4 protein-coding genes are annotated in these 4,429 nt (G+C 35.7%); 1 reads left to right on the top strand and 3 read right to left on the bottom strand.

What is annotated here, in order from left to right; genetic code table 11:
• Nucleotides 1-74: 74 nt before the first annotated feature.
• Nucleotides 75-1,679, bottom strand: a complete 1,605-nt coding sequence (locus CWB75_RS04390) for a M56 family metallopeptidase (RefSeq protein ID WP_138569995.1) — start codon at nt 1,677-1,679, stop codon at nt 75-77.
• Nucleotides 1,680-1,690: 11 nt separating this feature from the next.
• Nucleotides 1,691-2,071 (bottom strand): BlaI/MecI/CopY family transcriptional regulator, encoded by a 381-nt coding sequence (locus tag CWB75_RS04385; RefSeq protein ID WP_028835022.1) that lies wholly within the window; start codon nt 2,069-2,071, stop codon nt 1,691-1,693.
• Between the two features lie 256 nt (nt 2,072-2,327).
• On the opposite strand from CWB75_RS04385, the gene CWB75_RS04380 reads away from it, so the two are divergent.
• Entirely contained in the window at nt 2,328-2,774 is a 447-nt protein-coding gene (locus tag CWB75_RS04380) for a hypothetical protein (RefSeq protein WP_138569994.1), read from the top strand.
• 72 nt (nt 2,775-2,846) lie between these two features.
• Here CWB75_RS04380 and CWB75_RS04375 read toward each other — a convergent pair whose 3' ends face one another.
• Nucleotides 2,847-4,325 (bottom strand): substrate-binding periplasmic protein, encoded by a 1,479-nt coding sequence (locus CWB75_RS04375; RefSeq protein ID WP_138569993.1) that lies wholly within the window; start codon nt 4,323-4,325, stop codon nt 2,847-2,849.
• Nucleotides 4,326-4,429: the final 104 nt, after the last annotated feature.

Below are 4,429 nucleotides of genomic sequence, written 5' to 3'. Positions count from 1 at the left end.
GCTAAAGGCTAAAGGCTAAACAAGATAAAAATAAAAGCGTTGCTCAAGGGCAACGCTTTTTTATATTTGCTTATTTATAATTTAGCTAATAACGGTGATTGTGGAATACCTACTCGAGGAAGTAGAGCCGGTGTTACCGCAAAGGCTGCTGGTAAACGTCCTTTTAATTCAGCCATTTTTGTTTGATTATTTTGCTGATCAAAAATGTAGTATTTTAAAACATCACCATAAGCACTTCCCTCTAAACTAGCTTGTTGCAGTGTGTCTAATGCTTTATCGTAATCTGCGCTATAAATATAAGCTAATGCTAAGTTTCCAGCAGATCCTGCGTGTAAGTTACCGTCAAGCTCTCTAGACAACCCCTCTAATTCAGCTATAGCCAGTTCATAACGACCTAGTTGTATGTAGGCATTAGCAAGCGAGTTTTTCGTAAAATATGGCGGGTTGCTTCCTGCTGGATACCATGTTTCGTAAGCACTTAAGATATCTTCATATTGTTCAAGTTTAGAAAAAACATGAACGAGTAAAGTATAACTTTCTAATTTAATTTTACCCTCTTCAAAACCTGATAGCACATCTCTATTTGCATACCATTTTTGAATATTTTTTGCCGTTTGTATTAGTTGTGTTGATTGATCACTTTTTGCATCACCAGCTACCTCTAAAAGTTGCGCTAACTGTTGGTTATACTGATTACTAGCTGCGGGCTGTTTTTGCGCACTATGTTGTTCATTCTTTGGATTTTCATCAACAATTTGTGCTGCTGCCAACGCGCTAAAAGACAGTGCAGCCAAAGCCATTACCATATGTTTACTTTTCATTGCTTTTTCCTTGTTTAACATTTTAATCCTTTGAATATTAAAACTCTTTGAGTGTTCAATATTCAAAAGAGGGGGAGTGAAAAAGTTATATTTAGATTTTTTTTCATGCTCAGAGAGTAACAAACTGGCTAAATCTAACTGATACTTACCTTTAAGTTTACGCATACATTTTTCGTCACAACTAAGCTCTAACTGCTCTTTTGCCAAACGCGCTAGTTTTGAGCATATTGGGTTCCACCAAAAAACACTTTCTATAAAGCAAATTAGCCATGTCCAATAAATATCACCTTGTTGTAAGTGCGTTAATTCGTGCTCAATAACAGAGTTTAATTCTTTTCGATTTTCCATCTCAGGAGTAAGCCAAACAACCGGATTGACTAATCCTGTTGCAAAAGCAGGCCCTCCAATTGAGGTGAATCTTATTGGATATATACAGTTTGCTCGTTTTGAAGTGCTATATAAGCTTGAGTTAGCTTTTAAGTTTTTGACTAACTTTACATACATAGCAACACGCAATGTAAACAAGCCAATTCCACTAAACAGCAATACACTAAAAATATGGTTTAATGATGGTAACCAACTCACTGGTGCAATAATGCTACTTTCTGATGTTATGACCTGCGCATCGGTAGGGGCTATTAACGTATTTAAAAAACTAAACTCAGCAACATTAACAGTATATTGCGATGTACTTTCAAATAATGGCAATTGAGAAAAGTATTGCCAAGGAACAAACCAGGCTATTAAAGCCAGCATTATTACGTAAAAATTTAATCTAGAAGGGGCACTTTTCATCCCTAATGATGCAAGCAAACAACACACACTAATAATTGTGCAAGTTACAAAATAATCCATCATAGCCTTCTCCTTTAATCTTGCTTTTTATTTTTCAATAACGATTGTAGGTACTCAATATCCTCGTCATTCAGCTTTTCTTCTTTAATAAAGTGGGCAATTAAGCTGCGAGAGTTACCTTTAAAAAAACGCTGCATGAAGCTAGGCATTGCTTGTGCTGAAAATGCGCTTTGAGTGATCACTGATTTAAATACAATCGCTCTCCCCTCTTGCCCGCAGCGAGCTATCGCTTGTTTTTGTTCTAACCTATCAACGATTGTTTTTACTGTGGTGTAAGCTACTTGCTTATCTTTTTTTGTATCAGCAAGTAGGGCTTTATGTAACTGGCTAGCAGTACAAGGCTCGTGCTGCCAAAGCAACTGCATTATGTCTAATTCAAATTCACTAAGTTTCATTTTAACCTCTATTACTACAACTGTAGTTTTCAACTATTACAAATGTAGTAATAAGCACTCAGTGTGTCAATATAAAAATTATATAATTTAAAATAAAAAATAAATTTAGAGGTGGTAAATACATAAGCGATAAGAGGCATAATTATCGAAGTGAGCATATATAATGAGATGTCATTTTTTGTATTTATCGCTTTAGTACTTTAGCATTCCTGCCGATAGCTAAATTGGTAACGAATAACATTATGGATAATTAACCGTGATACAGCTAAATAAACACTCAGCCTTTGACATTAAAATTACAGCCGAAAAAACAAATATTGCACAACAAACAAAAGAAACAACAAAAAATCAGGACAACGCTGATTATCAATTATCAGACAGAGAGCGTAATAAGCTCTCAGGAAAAGAGGCTGAGCAAAAAGCTGAAAAAACCACAAATTCAGAAATGCCTGAATATATTGCAAAAATGATAGAGCAACTTAAAGAGCTCAAGCAGCTGCTTGAAGAACAAAAAGAGCAACTCACTCAATTACAAGCTCAATCGGACCAAGAAGACGAGGCTATACAGGCACAAATTGAAGCACAAGCAAACATCGTTTCATCAACACAATCTCAGGTAATTGCGCTCGTGCAAGTGATCAGCCAAGCCATGAAGGATGCAGGTATTACAGACGCGGGGGCACTTGTAAGTGCCATTGTTTGAATTTTCAGAGCAAAGATTTCAATAATAAATAGCCTACCCTAGCGGTTAAAAAACTACGCTGTGCTTGCGTTCTCACTTTTCACCCAACAGTGCTTGCTGATAAATTTTATTAAACTCTTCAGCAGGTAAATCAGCCGCAAAGTGATATATAAGCGCTTTGTATTTATCGCTTTGAATTAATTTTGAGAGTGTATTATTAAAATCATGAACAAATTTTATATTTTCTTCACTACGCTCACACATTAAATGCCCAACAGTAAACGATGTATTTAATTTCAAATCAAAGGAGTGAATGTCTGCGTCTGTTATATCCTGCCAATACGTGACTACATCGCTGGGGTATTCAATAGACGCATCAAATTCTTGCAACTTAGCTAATTGTTGTAATCTAGAGAATATATTAGTGGGCGCTGGTTTTATTTTAGTTTTATCTACTTCTTCAAGTAGAGACATAATGTCTTCGGAGAATATTCTGAATTTTGATAATCCCAACCTTAATTCACTTTGAGACACTAACTCGTCTAAATTTTTCATATGCTTAAATTCAGTTAAATCAGTAGGAGAATAAAGTCGCGGAGCGAGATACAAAGAAAACGGCTTTGATATTAAATAGCGGTTTGCTCGTTCTGGGGTGTTAATTTTATTGGCATAACAATAATTAGTGCCAAATTGAACTTCATTATTTGTATTCGGCGCTTTTACAAACTCAACTCTGTAGTCTCGCATTTCAGTCAAAATTAATTTATAAAGCTGTGCGTCGAGTGATTTTTCTTCAGTAACTGAGTTCAGTCGCAGCAAAGACTCATCGTTACTACTCAATACGATTTTTATTTTACTTGCATCAAAGTCAGCAAACCGCGTATTGTCATAATCTGATTTATATAATTCCTGCAACCGTCCCGATGATTTTAATTTTGGCATGGTTTGGTCAAATTTTCGCGCCAAGGCTCTGCCCTTTTCATCGTTCGAAAAGGCTAAATAAATAGGCCTTGCAGGTACAAGCTCTACATAATTAAGCTTTGATTTATACTCTTTGGGAATGTTGTAGTCAAAATCAACGAAAGCATCTATACGTTTATTCAGTAGCAGAGCCACTGCGTTTTCAATAGTAGACACCGGGTAATAATCGTGTGGGTATTCAATAAACTTATCGAAATTATAGCCGTCGAGCCAGCTTAATACTTTGTTGTTAAAATCAGATAACTTATTAAAGTTATGAGTGGAATTTAAAAAATAGGCATTAATTGGATAATCATAATCTAAGTACCAATGAGGATAATAGGCTAAAGGAACATCTTCTTTAGCAACACCAATTACGAAGTCATACTGTTTTTGTTCAAATAAATTAGTAATTCGTTTGTAAGTACTAAAATCAAACTCGAGCTGTTCATCTGCATAAACTTCTTTGAGTAGATCAATATAAACGCCTGTTTCATCCGGATTGGTGTAATCAACCCAATGAGTTACGCCAACTTTTACACTCGCAAAAGCCGAGTTTATACAAACATAAGAAAAAACAAAAAACAGTAGTAAGTATCTAGCCAAGCGCATTCTCCCAATCACTTAGTTTAATATATGCACCACCAGCGTACTTTGCAAACTTAGGTGTTAGTTTGAGGCTCAAGGCTCAAGGCTCAAGGTTCAAGGTTCAAGGT

The sequence above is a fragment of the Pseudoalteromonas sp. S1608 genome (assembly GCF_005887265.1).
GTDB lineage: Bacteria > Pseudomonadota > Gammaproteobacteria > Enterobacterales > Alteromonadaceae > Pseudoalteromonas > Pseudoalteromonas undina.
This window is presented reverse-complemented; position numbering and strand designations above follow the sequence as displayed.

Bases quoted from the DNA above. Each gene is read 5' to 3' on its own strand.
- CWB75_RS04390 (WP_138569995.1), bottom strand. From the start codon at position 1,679: ATGATGGATTATTTTGTAACTTGCACAATTATTAGTGTGTGTTGTTTG.
- CWB75_RS04375 (WP_138569993.1), bottom strand. From the start codon at position 4,325: ATGCGCTTGGCTAGATACTTACTACTGTTTTTTGTTTTTTCTTATGTT.
- CWB75_RS04385 (WP_028835022.1), bottom strand. From the start codon at position 2,071: ATGAAACTTAGTGAATTTGAATTAGACATAATGCAGTTGCTTTGGCAG.